Source organism: Olleya sp. R77988, from assembly GCF_044594215.1.
Taxonomy (GTDB): domain Bacteria; phylum Bacteroidota; class Bacteroidia; order Flavobacteriales; family Flavobacteriaceae; genus Olleya.
This window is the reverse complement of sequence record NZ_CP138988.1, coordinates 2625695-2642292: the sequence shown is the minus strand read 5'-3', so window position 1 is coordinate 2642292 and position 16598 is coordinate 2625695. Positions and strand designations below refer to the sequence as shown.

Sequence of the window (16598 nt, the reverse complement as noted above, 5' to 3'; positions counted from 1 at the left end):
TGTAGAAGAAATTTTATGTTTTGACTATTGTTTTGGACTTAAAACAACAAACGGAATTATCATTTCTTCTAAAGATATTCCTCCATGTTGGTATGTGTTTCTAAAATAACTAACGTAGTGGTTATAGTTGTTTGGGTAAGCAAAAAACAAATCGTTTTTAGCAAAAATAAAAGAACTATTCATGTTAATAGATGGTAAAAGTATTGTTTTTGGGTTTTTGGCTACTAATACATCTTTATCTTGATAGCTTAAGCTACGTCCTGTTTTGTAACGTAGGTTTAAACTTGTGTCTCTGTCTCCTATGACTTTTGAAGGATTTTTTACATTAATAGTGCCATGATCTGTAGTAATAATTAATTTAAAGCCCATTTGTTGTGCTTGTTGAATCATGTCTAATAAAGGAGAGTTTTTAAACCAACTTTGAGTTAAAGAACGATATGCTTTGTCTGTAGATGCTAATTCCTTTACTACATCCATTTCTGTTTTAGAGTGTGATAACATGTCAACAAAATTATAAACTACAACAGTTAGATCGTTGTCTTTTAATCCTTTAAAGTTGTCTGCTAACTTTTTTCCTTGATTAAGGTTTGTAATCTTATAATATTCATGTTTTAGGCTTGTTAAGCCTAAACGCTTCATTTGTGCATTTAAAAAATCGGCTTCATGCATGTTTTTACCACCTTCATCTGTGTCGTTTTTCCAATATTCTGGATGTAATTTTTCCATGTCACTAGGCATTAAGCCAGAGAAAATGGCATTTCTAGCATACTGAGTTGCAGTTGGTAAAATACTAAAAAAAGCTTCTTCTTTTTGTTTTTTGTAATGATTATTTACAAAAGGCTCAAAACTTTTCCATTGGTCGTAGCGTAAATTGTCAACAACTAATAATAATGTTGGTTGTTCTTTTCCTAATTCTGGAGCAATTTTGTCTTTAAACAAGTTATAAGATAGGGTTGGAGCATCAGTATTTGGCTCAAACCAAGATGGATAATTTTTGTCAATAAACTTTCCAAACTGTGTATTTGCTTCGTTTTTTTGTGATTCTAAAATTTCAAACATACTTGGGTCTTCAATGTCTTCCAATTGCATTTCCCAATAGACTAATTTTTTATAAAGATCAACCCATTCATCATAACTATTAACCATAGATAGGTCCATTGCTATTTTTCTGAATTCTTGTTGGTAGTTAGAGGTTGTTTTTTCAGACACTAATCTAGAGTGGTCTAAATTCTTTTTTAAACTTAGTAATATTTGATTTGGGTTAACTGGCTTTATAAGGTAGTCGGCAATTTTATTTCCAATTGCTTCTTCCATAATATATTCCTCCTCACTTTTAGTAATCATAACTACTGGAAGTGTATCTTGTTTTTCTTTAATTTCATTTAAAGTTTCAAGACCTGTTAATCCTGGCATGTTTTCGTCTAAAAAAACAATATCAAATTTCTTTTCGTCTAAAATTTCTAAAGCTTCTGTTCCGCTATTACAAGTGGTAACCACATAGTTTTTTTTCTCTAAAAACAGGATATGAGGCTTTAGTAAATCTATTTCGTCATCAACCCAAAGAATATTTATATTGTTCATATATTTGTTATGTATTAATTTATAAAGGCTATAGCTTGAAACCAAGTAACAAACTTAAAATATTAAACGATCCAATTTACGGATTTATTACAATACCCAATTCAACTATTTTTGATTTAATAGAACACAAATACTTCCAAAGGTTAAGACGGATTTCGCAAATGGGTTTGTCTTATTTAGTATATCCTGGAGCACACCACACACGTTTCCATCATGCTATAGGTTGTATGCATTTAATGCAGAAAGCAGTACAAGTACTTCGTTTTAAAGGAGTTGAAATTTCTGATGATGAAGAAAAAGCATTGTGTATAGCTATTTTATTGCATGATATTGGTCATGGCCCTTTTAGTCATGCTATGGAACATAGTATTGTAAATGGTGTGTCACATGAAGAGATTTCGTTGTTATTTATGCAACAATTAAATGTGGAATTTAACGACGATTTAACACTTGCTATTCAGATTTTTAAAGGAGACTACCACAGAAAATTCATGTTGCAGCTAATTTCTAGTCAAATAGATATGGATCGTGCAGATTATTTAAAACGTGATAGTTTTTATACAGGAGTGGCAGAAGGTAATATAAATAGCGAGCGTTTAATAACGATGCTTAATGTAAAAAACGACCAATTAGTGGTTGAAGATAAGGGTATTTATAGTGTTGAAAAGTTTTTAGTAGCTAGACGTTTAATGTATTGGCAAGTGTATTTGCACAAAACTAGTTTGGTTGCAGAACAACTATTAATTAGAGTTTTAAAAAGAGCTAAAGAGTTAGTTAAAAAAGGAGTGGTATTAGAAGCTAGTCAACCATTATTATTCTTTTTAAATAACGAAATTACTTTAAACGAATTTAATACCAATTGCTTGGAAACGTTTGCCAAACTAGATGATTACGATATTGTTATGGCAATGAAAAATTGGCAATATCACGATGATTTTGTATTGAAAAACCTTTGCGAGATGATTATTAATAGGGACTTATTGAAAATTAAAATTAAAAAGAAACCTATTAAAAAAGAACAATTAGTAGAGCATCAAACAGCATTACAGAATAAATATAATTTAACTATTGAAGAAGCTAGTTATTTTGTGTTTACAGGACAGATAAGTAATCAAGCATATACACACAAAAAACAAAGTATAAGCATTTTGCATAAAAATGGAAAAGTAGAAGATATTGTTAAAGCATCAGACCAACTTAATTTAAAAGCCCTCTCAAAACCAGTAACTAAATATTATATATGTTATCCAAAAGCACAACTTTAATTCATTTTTTCTATTTTTGCTAATAATGAAATTTACAGCCGAACAAATAGCTGGTATTTTAGAAGGTACCATTGAAGGAAACCCTCAAGCAGAGGTTTCTAAACTATCCAAAATAGAAGAAGGTATTGAAGGAGCTTTAACATTTTTAGCTAATCCCAAATACACACCTTATATATATACAACAAAAGCAACCATTGCTATTGTAAATAACGATTTTGTTCCAGAACAAGATGTTAGTTGTACACTAATAAAGGTGGAAGACGCTTATAAGTCTTTTTCAAAGCTATTAGAATATTACAATCAAGTAAAGCTTAATAAATTTGGAATAGAACAACCTACGTCAATATCAGAATCTGTTACAAAAGGTAAAGATATATATGTTGGTGCTTTTTCTGTCATTGGTGATAATGTAAAAATTGGAGATAATGTTAAGATTTTTCCAAATTGTTACATTGGTGATAATGTAACTATTGATGATAATACTGTTTTGTTTTCTGGAGCAAAAATATATTCAGATTGTATTATTGGTAAAAACTGTGTTATTAACTCTGGAGCAATAATAGGAGCAGATGGATTTGGATTTGCGCCAAATGAGAATGGAGAGTATTCTAAAGTACCACAAATAGGTAATGTTATATTAGAAGATTTTGTTGATGTTGGAGCTGCTACTACAATAGATAGAGCAACATTAGGATCAACAATTATAAGAAGAGGAGTAAAGTTGGATAATCAAATCCAAATAGCACATAATGTAGAAATTGGAAAAAACACTGTAATTGCTGCTCAAACTGGAATTGCAGGATCCACAAAAATTGGCGAGAATTGTCAAATTGGAGGACAAGTTGGTTTTGCAGGGCATTTAACCATTGGAAACAATGTTAAAATACAAGCACAATCAGGTATTGGAAGAAATATAAAAGACAACGAAGTCTTACAAGGTTCTCCTGCATTTAGTTATGGAGATTGGAATAAGTCTTATGTATACTTTAAAAATCTTCCAAAATTAGCAAAAACAATAAACGAATTAGAAAAAAAAGGAAATGGGAATAGTTAGTACTGACATAAAGCAAAAAACCATTAAAAATGAAATATCGCTTAAAGGTGTAGGCTTACATACAGGAAAAGATGTTACATTAACCTTTAAATCAGCTCCAGAAAATTCTGGTTTTTCGTTTAAAAGAGTAGATTTAGAAGGCTGTCCAAGTATAAAAGCAGATGCAAATTTTGTAACAAATACCCAACGTGGTACTTGTATGGAAAAAAATGGTGTAACCATTCAAACTTGCGAGCATGTTTTAGCAGCATTAGTAGGACTTGATATCGATAATGCAATTATAGAATTAGATGGCTCTGAACCACCAATTATGGATGGCTCATCAAAGTTTTTTGTTGAAGCAATAGAAAAAGCAGGAATAGAAGAGCAAGAAGCGTTTAGAGAAGTATATGAGGTAAATAGTATAATTTCTTATACAGACGAAGAAACAGGTAGCGAAATTTTAATTATGCCATCAAAAGAGTATCAAATCACTACAATGGTAGATTTTGGAACTAAGGTTTTAGGTACTCAAAACGCAACATTAAATCATATTTTGGATTTTAAAGAACATATTTCAGACTCCAGAACCTTTAGTTTTTTGCATGAGCTTGAATCACTGTTAGAACATGGACTAATAAAAGGAGGAGATTTAAATAATGCTATTGTTTATGTAGATAAAGAATTATCACCATCTACAATGGAAAAATTAAAAAAAGCATTTAATAAAGACTCAATAGCAGTAAAATCTAATGGGATTTTAGATAATCTAACATTGCATCATCCTAATGAAGCAGCAAGACATAAACTGTTAGATGTTATAGGAGACTTAGCATTAATAGGAACAAGAATAAGAGGTAAAGTCATTGCAAATAAACCAGGACACTTTGTAAATACCCAATTTGCAAAAAAAATGTCTAAACTTATTAAAAACGATAGACGTAATAATGTACCAAATATAGATTTGAACCAAACACCAGTTATGGATGTTAATCAAATTATGGATATGTTACCACATAGACAGCCATTTTTATTGTTAGACAAGGTCTTTGAGTTATCAGACAAACATGTTGTTGGTTTGAAAAACGTAACAATGAACGAAGAGTTTTTTAAAGGTCATTTTCCAGGAGCTCCAGTAATGCCAGGAGTTTTAATTGTAGAAGCTATGGCTCAAACAGGTGGAATATTAGTTTTAAGTACAGTGCCTGATCCAGAAAATTATTTAACTTTTTTCATGAAAATGGACAATGTAAAGTTTAAACAAAAAGTTGTTCCTGGAGACACATTAATATTTAAATGCTCTCTAATAACACCTATAAGACGTGGTATTTGTCATATGCAAGGTTATGCTTATGCTAACGGAAAGTTATGTGCAGAAGCAGAACTAATGGCGCAAATCACTAAAGTAAAATAATAGTAAAAGCAATGCTTAATTTTATAAGTTTAAATTGCAAAGATATATATCAAATTAGATTTAAAAAATGAACCAACCACTAGCATACGTACATCCTGGAGCAAAAATAGCCAAGAATGTTGTTATCGAACCATTTACAACAATTTATAACAATGTTACTATAGGTGAAGGTACTTGGATAGGTAGTAATGTTACTATAATGGAAGGAGCACGAATTGGTAAAAATTGTAATATTTTTCCAGGTTCTGTAATTTCAGCAGTACCACAGGATTTAAAATATAACGATGAAGACACGCTAACAGTTATTGGAGACAATGTAACTATTAGAGAATGTGTAACTATTAATAGAGGTACAACAGATAGAATGAAAACCGTTATTGGAGACAATTGTTTAATAATGGCTTATTGCCATATTGCACACGATTGTATTGTAGGTAACAACTGTATTTTCTCAAATAATAGCACGTTAGCTGGACATATTACAATAGGAGACTATGTTGTACTTGCAGGTATGACAGCAGTTCATCAGTTTTGTTCAGTAGGTAATCATGCTTTTGTAACAGGTGGATCATTAGTACGTAAAGATGTACCTCCTTTTGTAAAAGCAGGACGAGAGCCTTTATCTTATGTAGGTATAAACTCGGTTGGATTAAGACGTAGAGGTTTTACAACAGAAAAAATTAGAGAGATTCAAGACATTTTTAGATTCTTGTATCAAAAAAATTATAATAATTCTCAAGCTGCTGCAATTATTGAAGCAGAAATGGAAGCAACCCCAGAACGAGACGAAATTCTTCAATTTATTAAGAATTCTCATCGTGGAATTATGAAAGGTTACTTCAAATCAAATTAAAAATTAAAAAAATAACAATTTATGGCAACGACAAGTGATATTAGAAACGGTTTATGTATAAAATACAATAATGATATTTATAAAATCATTGAGTTTTTACATGTAAAACCAGGAAAAGGACCAGCTTTTGTTAGAACAAAAATGAAAAGTGTAACAAGCGGAAAAGTATTAGATAACACCTTTTCTGCTGGACATAAATTAGATGATGTTAGGGTAGAAACACATAAATTTCAATTTTTATATAATGATGGAGAGTTTTTTCATTTTATGAATCAAGAAGACTATTCTCAAATTAGATTGCTTGAAGCTGCTTTAGATAGACATGATTTAATGAAAGAAGGTGAAATAGTTACAGTTTTAATTAATTCTGAAGACGAAATGCCACTTTCTGTAGATATGCCAGCAAGTGTTGTTTTAGAAGTAACTGCAACAGAACCTGGAGTAAAAGGAAACACAGCAACCAATGCCACAAAGCCTGCAACTGTAGAAACTGGAGCAACAGTAAACGTACCTTTATTCATTAACGAAGGTGATAAAATTAAAGTAGAAACAGAAAAAGGAACTTACAAAGAACGTGTAAAAGAGTAATTATTTGAAATTTCCTAAACCACATACTTTAGAAGCAATTGCTAAACTTATAAACTGTCAGTTTGTAGGAGATAAAAACTTTCCGGTTTTGGGTATGAATGAAATCCATGTCGTAGAAACTGGAGATATAGTTTTTGTAGATCATCCTAAATACTATGACAAAGCATTAAATAGTGCAGCTACCATTGTGTTAATTAATAAAGAAGTAGCATGTCCAGAAGGAAAAGCGTTGTTGATTAGCGAAGATCCATTTACAGATTTTAATAAATTAACTAATTATTTTAAGCCTTTTCAGGCTTCAAATACAGCAATAGCTTCTTCTGCTAAAATAGGAATTAACACCATAATACAGCCCAATTGTTTTATAGGTAATAATGTAACTATTGGAGATAACTGTATAATACATTCTAATGTAAGTATTTATGATGATGCAGTTATAGGTAATAATGTAACGATACATGCAGGAACGATTTTAGGAGCAAGTGCATTTTATTATAAAAATAGACCAGAAGGATTTGATCAATTAAAATCTGGAGGACGTGTAGTTATAAAAGATAATGTAGATATCGGAGCACTTTGTACAATAGATAAAGGTGTAACAGGAGATACTATTATTGGAGAAGGCTCTAAATTAGATAATCAAATCCAAGTTGGACACGATACAGTAATTGGTAAAAAGTGTTTGATAGCTTCTCAAACTGGTATAGCAGGTTGTTGTATTATTGAAGATGAAGTCACACTTTGGGGACAAGTAGGTACAACTAGCGGAATTACTATTGGAAGTAAAGCCAATGTACTTGGGCAAACAGGTGTTACAAAATCTATTGAAGGAGGTAAATCTTATTTTGGAACTCCAATTGAAGAATCTAGAGTAAAACTTAAAGAACTTGCATATATCAAGAAAATTCCTGAGATTATAAAGCAATTAAAAAAGAAATAGATGTCTTCAAAAAAAATAGTTAAAGCATTTTATGAGTCCGATTTAGCAAATGATGCGTCAGTTGTTTCTCGATTTTTTCATCAAGATTGTCAGTTACATTGGAATAGTAGTCATGGATTTATGAAACTTGATTATAAAGGTCTTGAAGATTTTTTTGAAGGAACACGTAAATCTTACGACGCATTACGTTTTCAGTTTAGCCACATTTTAGAGGATAATCAATATGTAACAACAAGGCATACTTTATATGGAAATACAATTGAAGATCCAGAAAACGAAATTGCGTTAGCACATTTTATTGCAATTTGGGAAGTAAAAGACGATAAATTGTATAAATGTTATGAGGTAAGTCAGCTTGCAGATGCAGAAACAATAGAATCAAATTCATTTTCTGAAATAAAAATATAAATAGATTAAAAAAATAGCTATCAAAAACTTACTTTTGCATAGCAATAAATAATTCAATATAAAATTTCTTAATCAATACAAAACATGAGCGTTTTAGTAAACAAAGATTCAAAAATTATAGTTCAAGGATTTACAGGTAGTGAAGGTACTTTTCATGCAGGTCAAATGATTGAATATGGAACAAATGTAGTAGGAGGTGTTACACCAGGAAAAGGAGGACAAACTCATTTAGATAGACCAGTTTTTAATACAGTTGCTGAAGCTGTAGAAAAAGTAGGAGCTGATACAACAATTATTTTTGTACCACCAGCTTTTGCAGCAGATGCTATTATGGAAGCAGCAAACGCAGGAATTAAAGTTATTATAACAATTACAGAAGGTATTCCTGTAGCAGATATGATTAAAGCTTCAGATTATATCAAATCTAAAGACTGTCGTTTAATAGGACCTAACTGTCCAGGAGTTATTACTCCAGGAGAAGCTAAAGTTGGTATTATGCCAGGTTTTGTTTTCAAAAAAGGAAAAGTAGGTATCGTATCTAAATCTGGTACTTTAACTTATGAAGCAGCAGACCAAGTTGTAAAACAAGGCTTAGGAATTACTACAGCTATTGGTATTGGAGGAGATCCAATTATTGGAACAACTACAAAAGAAGCTGTTGAACTTTTAATAAATGATCCAGAAACAGAATGTGTTGTTATGATTGGAGAAATAGGTGGTCAATTAGAAGCAGATGCTGCTAATTGGTACAAAGCTTCAGGTAGTAAAAAACCAATTATTGGCTTTATTGCAGGTGAGACTGCACCAGCAGGACGTACAATGGGTCACGCAGGAGCAATTGTTGGAGGATCTGATGATACTGCACAAGCTAAAAAAGCTATTATGAGAGAATGTGGAATCCACGTAGTAGATTCTCCAGCTGAAATAGGTAAAAAAGTAGCAGAAGTATTAGGTTAATATATTTAACACTAATGTGTTAAAATAAACTAAATATAATACCGTTTAAAGTTCGTTAGCTTATTTTAGCTAACGGACTTTTATTTTATAAGAGTTTTATCAATTAAAACATAACCTTTTAACCAATCAAAAAATGAGACATTTAAAATTAGTCTTAGCTATTGCTATTATTTCTTTTGTTACAAGTTGTAAAAAAAGTAGTTCTAATGATTTAGCGGTAAAGACAGAAACCCAAAAAGATGCTGATGGATTTAGTTATCAGAGCGTAGCAAATGACCCAACAGGATTACGTTTATATACTTTAGATAATGGACTTAAAGTGTATCTAAGTAAAAACACAGACGAACCAAAAATCCAAACCTATATTGCTGTTAGAGCAGGTTCTAATTACGACCCAAAAGAATCTACAGGATTAGCACATTATTTAGAGCATATGGTTTTTAAAGGGACTGACGAAGTTGGTACTGTAGATTGGGAAACAGAAAAAGTATATTTAGATTCAATATCTCAGTTATATGAAAAACATAGAGCAGCAAAAGATTTTGATACAAAAACTGCAATCTATAAAGAAATCGACAGGATATCTTTAGCAGCTTCAAATTTTTCTGTAGCTAATGAGTATGATAAAATGTCAAGCTCTTTAGGAGCTACAGGTACAAACGCACATACGTGGTTTGAAGAAACTGTTTATAAAAACAAAATCCCAGCAAACGAATTAGATAAATTTTTAACACTGGAAAGCGAACGTTTTAGCCAAGTCGTTTTACGTTTATTCCATACAGAACTAGAAGCAGTTTTTGAAGAATTTAATAGAGGACAAGATAGTGATGGACGTAAGCGTTATGCTGCAATGTTAGAAGGTTTATTCCCTAATCATCCATATGGTCAACAAACGACTATCGGTACAGCAGAGCATTTAAAAAACCCTTCAATGGTAGATATTCACAACTATTTTGATAAATATTACGTACCAAATAACATGGCAGTTGTTTTAGTTGGAGATTTAGATTTTAATGAAACAATTAAAAAAGTTAATAACACCTTCGGTAAATTTGAAAGAAAAGAAGTTAAACACCCAGAATTACCAAAAGAAACTCCTTTAAATACTATAGTTAAAAAAGAAGTATTTGGTCCAACAGCAGAAAGCGTATCTATTGCTTTTCGTTCTGGAGGAGTTAACACTAAAGAAGAAAAGTTAGTAACTCTTGCAGATATGATTTTGGCTAATGGTAATGCAGGATTAATAGATTTAAATTTAAATCAAAAACAAGTTGTACAATATGCAGGTTGTTCTCCTACATTTTTAAATGATTATGGATACCATTCATTTTCAGGTTCTCCTAAAGAAGGTCAAACGTTAGACCAAGTAAAAGCATTGCTTTTAGAACAAATTGAAAAGTTAAAGAAAGGAGAGTTTGATGACTGGATGTTAGATGCTGTAATTAATGACTTAAAAAAATCTCAATTAAAAGAATATGAAAATAGTACTGCAGTAGCAAGTGCTTATTATAATGCTTTTATTCATAATGAAAAATGGGAAGATAAAGTTAAGTTTTTAGATGATTTAAAAACAATTACTAAACAAGAATTGGTAGATTTTGCTAATACATTTTATAAAGATAATTACGTTGTAACATACAAACGTAAAGGTGTTGACGATAACATTGTAAAAGTACAAAACCCTGGAATTACACCTGTAAACTTAAATAGAGGTGCAAATTCTAAATTTATTGAAGATTTTAATAAAATAGAATCTGCTCCATTAAAACCAGTTTATGTAGATTATGCTTCTGCAATAAAAGAAACTAAAACAGATAGTGGAATTAAAGTATCTTACATAAATAATGAAATTAATGATCTGTTTGACATGAATATCATTTTTGATATGGGAAGCGATAATGACAAAAAACTAGATTTAGCTGTTGGGTATTTAGAGTATTTAGGAACAGATAAATACACCAATGAAGAACTTAAAAAGGAGTTTTACAAATTAGGTGTAGATTATTATGTAAATACTGGTAGCGAGAAAACATATATTGGTTTAAATGGATTAAAAGAAAACATGCCAAAAGGATTAGAACTTTTAGAGCATTTAATTGATAATGCAGTACCAAACCAAGAAGCTTATGTCAAATATGTACAATCAATAGCTAAAGGAAGACAGAATAATAAAACTAATAAAGGAAGTATATTAAGACGTGGTTTAATGAATTATGCTAAATATGGAGAAAATTCTAGTTTAAGAAACATTATACCAGTTAGCGAGTTAAATAAAATAGATCCTAAAGAGTTGGTAGATTTAGCTAAAGACTTAAAAAACTATAAGCAACGTGTGTTTTATTACGGAAAAGACATTGATAATGCTGTAAGTGCTTTAAACACCTCTCATAAGGTAAATGACCAATTAAAAGACTATCCAAAAGCTTTAGCTTTTAACGAACAAGAAACAGGTGGTAACGTTTATTTTGTAGATTTTGACATGGTACAGTCAGAAATGATGTTTTTAGCAAAAGGAGAGCCTTTTAAAGCAGAAAACATGGCAGCTTCAACATTGTTTAATACTTATTTTGGAGGAGGATTATCTTCAATAGTTTTTCAAGAAATCAGAGAATCTAAATCTTTAGCATATTCTGCTTGGTCAAATTATAGTACAGCAAGAGATAAAGACGATTCTAATTACGTTATGGCTTATATTGGTACACAAGCCAATAAAATGCCTCAAGCAATTGATGCAATGATGGATTTAATGAATGATATGCCAGAATCTGAAGCACAATTTAATGCAGCAAAAGAGTCTACTCTTAAGAAAATAGCAGCTCAACGTATTAATAAATCTAACATTTTTTGGAGTTATGAAAGACTTCAAAAAAGAGGAATGACAAAAGATAACAGAGAAGCTATGTATAATGCTATAAAGGATATGACTTTAGCGGATTTAAGAGGGTTTTTTAATAAAAATATAAAAGGCGAAGATTATAATGTTATGGTCATTGGAAATAAAAAAGATGTCGATTTAAAAGCATTAAGTAAACTTGGAAAGGTTCAAGAAATGGATATAGATCATTTATTTAATTATGAAAAATCTGAAAACGTAAAAATGTAATTACAATATATTCAGTTTTTAAACTGAATATAGAACATAGTAAAACCTCATAATTTAGTATAAATTATGAGGTTTTTTTATACATAACAATTTCTAATTACTATATTTGAATTAGTAAACTAACAACAAATTTTCGTTGTCACGAAAATGAAATAAATTAATTTTTAATGAGACTTTTAGAAGGAAAAACAGCAATAATTACAGGTGCTTCAAGAGGTATTGGTAAAGGTATTGCACAAGTATTTGCTCAACAAGGTGCAAATGTAGCTTTCACTTACAGTTCTTCTGTAGATGCAGCAAATGCTTTAGAAAAAGAATTAAATACTTTTGGTGTTAAAGCAAAAGGATATAAAAGTAATGCAGCAAGTTTTGACGAAGCTCAAAAATTGGCAGAAGATGTACTAGAAGAGTTTGGTAGTATTGATGTGTTAATTAATAATGCAGGAATCACAAAAGATAATTTGTTAATGAGAATGGGAGAAGACGATTTTGATAAAGTTATTGAAGTCAATTTAAAATCTGTCTTTAATATGACTAAAGCAGTACAACGTACAATGCTAAAACAACGTAAAGGGTCTATAATTAACATGAGTTCTGTTGTTGGTGTTAAAGGTAACGCAGGACAAACCAATTATGCAGCTTCTAAAGCTGGTATTATTGGTTTTTCTAAATCAGTAGCTTTAGAGTTAGGGTCGCGTAATATTAGAAGTAACGTGATTGCTCCAGGTTTTATCGAAACAGAAATGACAGCAAAATTAGACGAAGACACTGTTAAAAGTTGGAGGAGTGCAATCCCTTTAAAACGTGGTGGTACACCAGAAGATATTGCAAATGTTTGTGTGTTTCTAGCATCAGACATGTCTGCATACGTAACTGGTCAAACTTTAAATGTTGATGGTGGAATGTTAACTTAATTAGCCTTATTTATTAATAATCACATATTTATTTTATGAAAAAAACAATCTTTCTATTAGCATTTTTAATAACAACATCAACTGTTGTTCAAGCACAAGATTGGGTGAATTTTAAATCTGAAAAGCTAGAGTTTATTGCAGATTATCCAGCAGAACCAACAGAAACTATTCAAGAAGTAGATACAGCTGTTGGAAAAATAGACATGTACATGATAATGTATTCGCCAACAGAAGGAGATGATAATGCTGTATACTCTGTAATACGATCAGATTACCCTAAAGATCAGTTTGTAGATGTTGATGAGGATTATAATGATTCTATTTTAGATGGAGCTGTAAATGGTGCAACAACTAATGTGCAAGGAACATTAATATTTGATAACAAAGTCACTTTTAATGGTTATCCAGGAAGAAGTATAAAAATTGAAACCCAAGGAATTTACATTTATATAAACGCTTATCTAGTAGAAAACACAATGTTTATTACTCAAGTCTTATGCACCATCGAAAACGATAATAATAAGAGTATTAAACGTTTTATGGATTCATTTAATATAATTAAAGTTAAACAAGACTAGTGTCAACACAAACACTTCTATATATTATTTTAGCAGCAATAGTAGCCTTATTACTAGCGTTGTTTCAATATAAATACAAGTCTAAAAGCGCATCACAATCGGTTGCGCTTTTTACTTTTTTACGTTTTCTAACATTGTTTTCTTTATTTTTATTATTAATAAACCCAAAGTTTGAGCAAGTAAAATATTATACAGAAAAACCAAATTTGGTGATAGCTGTAGATAATTCAGCTTCTTTGCAACATTTAAAACAAGATAAAAATGCTAAAAATGCATTAGAGGTTTTAAAAAGTAATTCTGCACTAAATAATAAGTTTAATATTGAAGTGTTTTCCTTCGGAAAGTCCATAAACACAGAGGATAGCCTTAGTTTTAAAGAGCAGCAAACCAATTTAGATAAAACATTTAAAGAACTTACTCAAGTTTATAAAAACACGGTTTCTCCGACAATTATCATTACAGATGGTAACCAAACTATTGGTAATGATTTTCAGTTTTCTGCAAAAAAATATAAACAATCTATATACCCTATAATATTAGGTGATACTATAACGCATTCAGATTTAAAAATTAGCAGGTTAAATGTCAATAAATACGCCTATTTAAAAAACAAATTCCCTGTAGAAGCAATAGTAGTCTATAATGGAAGTAAAACAATTACAAGTAAATTTATTGTTACTAAAGGTAACGCAACTGTATATTCAAAGACAATACAATTTACTAATACAAAAAACTCTGAAGTTTTAAACTTTACATTGCCAGCAAGTGGAGTTGGAGTACAAGATTATAAAGCACAAATAGTGCCTATTAATACAGAAAAGAATAAAACAAATAATTATAAAAACTTTGCTGTAGAAGTTATTGATCAAAAAACAAAAATAGCAATTGTTAGTACTATTTTGCATCCAGATTTGGGTGCGTTAAAAAAGAGTATTGAAAGTAATGAACAACGTGAGGTTGTTTTTTTAAAACCAAACACTTTAATAAATCAATTAAATGATTTTCAATTAGTTATATTGTATCAGCCAAACAATTCATTTAATCCTTTGTTTGAGGAAATACAAAAACAAAATAAAAATAAATGGGTTATAATTGGTACTAAATCTGATTGGCGATTTTTAAATAATGTTACCAGTAATTACAGTTTAGATTTTACGTCTCAAACCGAAGATTACCAGCCATTATTAAATACCAATTACACGTCTTTTATAATAGATGATATAGCTTTTGAAAGCTTTCCACCATTAAAATCAACATTTGGAGATGCGGAATTTAACATACCTTTTCAGACTATTTTATACAAAACAGTATCAGGCATTAAAACAGAACAACCATTACTAGCAACTTTAGAAGCTAATGGTAAACGAGAAGCTGTGTTATTTGGAGAAAACCTTTGGAGATGGCGTGCGCAAAGCTATTTAAACAATGATAGTTTTTTAGAGTTTGATAATTTTATAGGTAAGTTGGTACAGTATTTAGCATCAAATAAGCGTAAAAACAGATTAGATGTCGATTATAATTCTTTTTATAGCGGAACCGAGAGCATTATAATTAGTGCTCAATTCTTCAATAAAAATTACGAGTTTGATAATAGCGAGTCGTTGTCTATTTCATTAAAAAATAAAGACAATGGAAATAAAACCACACGACCATTAATCTTAAAAAACAATAGTTACCAAGCGGATTTAAGTAGTTTACCTGCTGGTAACTATAGCTTTACAGTTAGTGCAACTTCAGAAAATATAACATCTTCAGGTAGCTTTAAAATTATAGAATATAATATTGAGCAACAATTTTTAAATGCTGATGTAACAAAGTTGCAACAGTTAGCTACTAATAGTCAAGGTGATGCTTATTTTATTAATGATTATAGCGCTTTGACAGATAATTTAATTAAAGACAATCGTTATCAAGCAATACAAAAAAGTAATAAAAGTGTCGTACCTTTGATTGATTGGTATTATTTACTGTTTTTAATCGCTTTATGCTTAGCATTAGAATGGTTTATAAGAAAATATAAAGGACTAATTTAAAACTAAAAACATATTATGGAAAAATTACCAAAAATTGCATTCCCAATTTTAATAGCAGTAATTATAGGAATTATTTTAATAGCAAAATCCGCTGTAACAATAGACTCTGGAGAAGCAGGTGTACTATTTAAAACGTTTGGAGAAGGAGTTGTAACAGATGAGCCACCAATGGGAGAAGGATTTCATATTGTAGCACCTTGGAATAAAGTATATGTTTATGAAGTACGTCAGCAAGAACTTTTTGAAAAAATGAAGGTATTATCTTCAAACGGTCTAGAAATTCAAATTGATGCTTCTGCTTGGTATGAGCCAGTTTATGATCAATTAGGAAACTTACACCAATCTTTAGGTCAAGATTATTTACAACGTGTAATACAACCTGCTATTCGTAGTGCTGCACGTAGTGTCATTGGACGTTACACACCAGATGATTTATATTCTACTAAAAGAGATGCAATACAAGTTGAAATTTTTCAAGAAACTAAAAAAATATTGGATAAGCAACATGTTCAATTAAATGAAGTGTTAGTTAGAGATGTAACTTTACCACCAACAATTAAAGAAGCAATTGAGCGTAAATTAAAGCAAGAGCAAGCATCTTTAGAATATGAGTTTAGACTTGAAAGTGCAAGAAAAGAAGCCGAGAAAGTAATTATTGACGCAAAAGGTAAAGCAGAATCAAATAGAATTTTAAGTGCTTCATTAACGGATAAGATTTTACAGGATAAAGGGATTGAAGCTACAGTAAAACTATCAGAATCTGAGAACAGTAAGATTATTGTTATAGGCTCTGGAGATAGCGGAATGCCTATTATTTTAGGAAATCAATAATTTAAAAGTAAAATATTAAGATTTTAATAATAATTAAAAGCTAATTTTAATTTGTTTGGTTTTTAAATATTTTATTCACAATATTTGTAAAGAACAAAAA

Annotated in this window: 14 protein-coding genes; 13 read left to right on the top strand and 1 reads right to left on the bottom strand. The window is 30.3% G+C overall.

The genetic code is table 11. The features are described 5' to 3' along the window. Positions 1–24: 24 nt before the first annotated feature. Complete coding sequence (locus SJY17_RS11960) at positions 25–1581, bottom strand: response regulator (protein WP_397362791.1); 1557 nt, start codon at positions 1579–1581, stop codon at positions 25–27. A 35-nt stretch (positions 1582–1616) separates the two neighbouring features. Here SJY17_RS11960 and SJY17_RS11955 point away from each other — a divergent pair, with 35 nt between their 5' ends. The 13 genes from SJY17_RS11955 (at position 1617) to SJY17_RS11895 (ending at position 16498) form a co-directional block, all read left to right on the top strand. Further along, positions 1617–2846, top strand: a complete 1230-nt coding sequence (locus SJY17_RS11955; protein ID WP_397362790.1) for an HD domain-containing protein — start codon at positions 1617–1619, stop codon at positions 2844–2846. A 25-nt stretch (positions 2847–2871) separates the two neighbouring features. Then, complete coding sequence (gene lpxD, locus SJY17_RS11950) at positions 2872–3900, top strand: UDP-3-O-(3-hydroxymyristoyl)glucosamine N-acyltransferase (RefSeq protein ID WP_397362789.1); 1029 nt, start codon at positions 2872–2874, stop codon at positions 3898–3900. Further along, positions 3887–5293 carry a bifunctional UDP-3-O-[3-hydroxymyristoyl] N-acetylglucosamine deacetylase/3-hydroxyacyl-ACP dehydratase gene (locus SJY17_RS11945; RefSeq protein ID WP_397362788.1) on the top strand — a complete coding sequence of 469 codons (1407 nt, stop codon included), beginning with the start codon at positions 3887–3889 and terminating at the stop codon, positions 5291–5293. The genes lpxD and SJY17_RS11945 overlap by 14 nt, the downstream gene beginning before the upstream one ends. A 67-nt stretch (positions 5294–5360) precedes the next feature. After that, positions 5361–6146 carry an acyl-ACP--UDP-N-acetylglucosamine O-acyltransferase gene (gene lpxA, locus SJY17_RS11940; protein WP_397362787.1) on the top strand — a complete coding sequence of 262 codons (786 nt, stop codon included), beginning with the start codon at positions 5361–5363 and terminating at the stop codon, positions 6144–6146. Between the two features lie 21 nt (positions 6147–6167). Continuing rightward, the gene (gene efp, locus SJY17_RS11935; RefSeq protein ID WP_397362786.1) at positions 6168–6734 is read left to right on the top strand and encodes an elongation factor P; all 567 of its coding nucleotides are present in this window, start codon (positions 6168–6170) and stop codon (positions 6732–6734) included. A gap of 4 nt (positions 6735–6738) precedes the next feature. Next, positions 6739–7674: a UDP-3-O-(3-hydroxymyristoyl)glucosamine N-acyltransferase gene (locus SJY17_RS11930; protein ID WP_397362785.1), complete on the top strand. Its 936-nt coding sequence runs from the start codon at positions 6739–6741 to the stop codon at positions 7672–7674. Then, entirely contained in the window at positions 7675–8082 is a 408-nt protein-coding gene (locus SJY17_RS11925) for a nuclear transport factor 2 family protein (protein ID WP_397362784.1), read from the top strand. 84 nt (positions 8083–8166) lie between these two features. Next, positions 8167–9039, top strand: a complete 873-nt coding sequence (gene sucD, locus SJY17_RS11920) for a succinate--CoA ligase subunit alpha (protein ID WP_397362783.1) — start codon at positions 8167–8169, stop codon at positions 9037–9039. Positions 9040–9172: 133 nt separating this feature from the next. Further along, entirely contained in the window at positions 9173–12142 is a 2970-nt protein-coding gene (locus tag SJY17_RS11915) for a M16 family metallopeptidase (RefSeq protein ID WP_397362782.1), read from the top strand. A 167-nt stretch (positions 12143–12309) separates the two neighbouring features. Continuing rightward, positions 12310–13056, top strand: coding sequence for a 3-oxoacyl-[acyl-carrier-protein] reductase (gene fabG / locus SJY17_RS11910; RefSeq protein WP_397362781.1), 747 nt, complete (start codon positions 12310–12312; stop codon positions 13054–13056). 35 nt (positions 13057–13091) lie between these two features. Continuing rightward, a complete protein-coding gene (locus SJY17_RS11905) occupies positions 13092–13634 on the top strand; it encodes a hypothetical protein (RefSeq protein WP_397362780.1) in 543 nt (180 codons plus the stop codon). Beyond that, complete coding sequence (locus tag SJY17_RS11900) at positions 13634–15667, top strand: VWA domain-containing protein (protein ID WP_397362779.1); 2034 nt, start codon at positions 13634–13636, stop codon at positions 15665–15667. Before SJY17_RS11905 ends, SJY17_RS11900 begins: the two co-directional genes overlap by 1 nt. Before the next feature lie 15 nt (positions 15668–15682). Then, positions 15683–16498 carry a prohibitin family protein gene (locus SJY17_RS11895; RefSeq protein WP_397362778.1) on the top strand — a complete coding sequence of 272 codons (816 nt, stop codon included), beginning with the start codon at positions 15683–15685 and terminating at the stop codon, positions 16496–16498. Positions 16499–16598: the final 100 nt, after the last annotated feature.

What these genes read in the sequence shown, in the direction of transcription:
- sucD (WP_397362783.1), top strand. Translation starts at nt 8,167, where the DNA reads ATGAGCGTTTTAGTAAACAAAGATTCAAAAATTATAGTTCAAGGATTT.
- SJY17_RS11945 (WP_397362788.1), top strand. Translation starts at nt 3,887, where the DNA reads ATGGGAATAGTTAGTACTGACATAAAGCAAAAAACCATTAAAAATGAA.
- SJY17_RS11905 (WP_397362780.1), top strand. Translation starts at nt 13,092, where the DNA reads ATGAAAAAAACAATCTTTCTATTAGCATTTTTAATAACAACATCAACT.
- lpxA (WP_397362787.1), top strand. Translation starts at nt 5,361, where the DNA reads ATGAACCAACCACTAGCATACGTACATCCTGGAGCAAAAATAGCCAAG.
- SJY17_RS11895 (WP_397362778.1), top strand. Translation starts at nt 15,683, where the DNA reads ATGGAAAAATTACCAAAAATTGCATTCCCAATTTTAATAGCAGTAATT.
- SJY17_RS11925 (WP_397362784.1), top strand. Translation starts at nt 7,675, where the DNA reads ATGTCTTCAAAAAAAATAGTTAAAGCATTTTATGAGTCCGATTTAGCA.
- SJY17_RS11915 (WP_397362782.1), top strand. Translation starts at nt 9,173, where the DNA reads ATGAGACATTTAAAATTAGTCTTAGCTATTGCTATTATTTCTTTTGTT.
- lpxD (WP_397362789.1), top strand. Translation starts at nt 2,872, where the DNA reads ATGAAATTTACAGCCGAACAAATAGCTGGTATTTTAGAAGGTACCATT.
- efp (WP_397362786.1), top strand. Translation starts at nt 6,168, where the DNA reads ATGGCAACGACAAGTGATATTAGAAACGGTTTATGTATAAAATACAAT.
- SJY17_RS11960 (WP_397362791.1), bottom strand. Translation starts at nt 1,581, where the DNA reads ATGAACAATATAAATATTCTTTGGGTTGATGACGAAATAGATTTACTA.
- fabG (WP_397362781.1), top strand. Translation starts at nt 12,310, where the DNA reads ATGAGACTTTTAGAAGGAAAAACAGCAATAATTACAGGTGCTTCAAGA.